This window comes from Psychrobacter sp. TB55-MNA-CIBAN-0194 (genome assembly GCF_040309505.1).
In the GTDB taxonomy this organism is placed as follows: Bacteria; Pseudomonadota; Gammaproteobacteria; order Pseudomonadales; family Moraxellaceae; genus Psychrobacter; species Psychrobacter fozii.
In genome coordinates, this window is record NZ_JBEOOW010000057.1 from 1 (window position 1) to 375 (window position 375).

Consider the following 375-nt stretch of genomic DNA (forward strand, 5'->3'; position numbering starts at 1 on the left):
ACCTAACTTACTCGCATTTAACGTGGGTGTGGAGATTGGGCAGCTACTGGCTCTAGCAATCATATTAATTGGCATGAGCTATTGGCGCCGTACGCTAAGTTTCATCCGTAACGCCTATACCGCCAACGTCGCCATGATGAGCGCAGGATTTATATTGGTGGGCATGCAGCTCACTGGCTATTTAATGTCTCAATAACCAAGGATTCCCAATATGTATAACAGTGACACTCCTTTACAAGCTGAACTTCCCTCTTCACAGAAGCTTATAAAATCTACTATTTTAGCTGCCATTTCAGCAGTGGTTCTTTTATTTACGGTGGTTCTCCCAGCTGAATATGGCATTGACCCAACTGGGGTTGGTAATCTACTTCAATT

The 375-nt window shown here is 43.7% G+C and carries 1 protein-coding gene and 1 pseudogene; both read left to right on the forward strand.

Annotation, left to right across the window (positions count from 1 at the left end):
- The coding region (locus AAEY75_RS14230) for a HupE/UreJ family protein (protein ID WP_352259928.1) at nt 1–196 on the forward strand (196 nt) is incomplete at its 5' end.
- Between the two features lie 15 nt (nt 197–211).
- A pseudogene (locus AAEY75_RS14235) lies at nt 212–375 on the forward strand (transmembrane anchor protein); the annotation flags it as partial.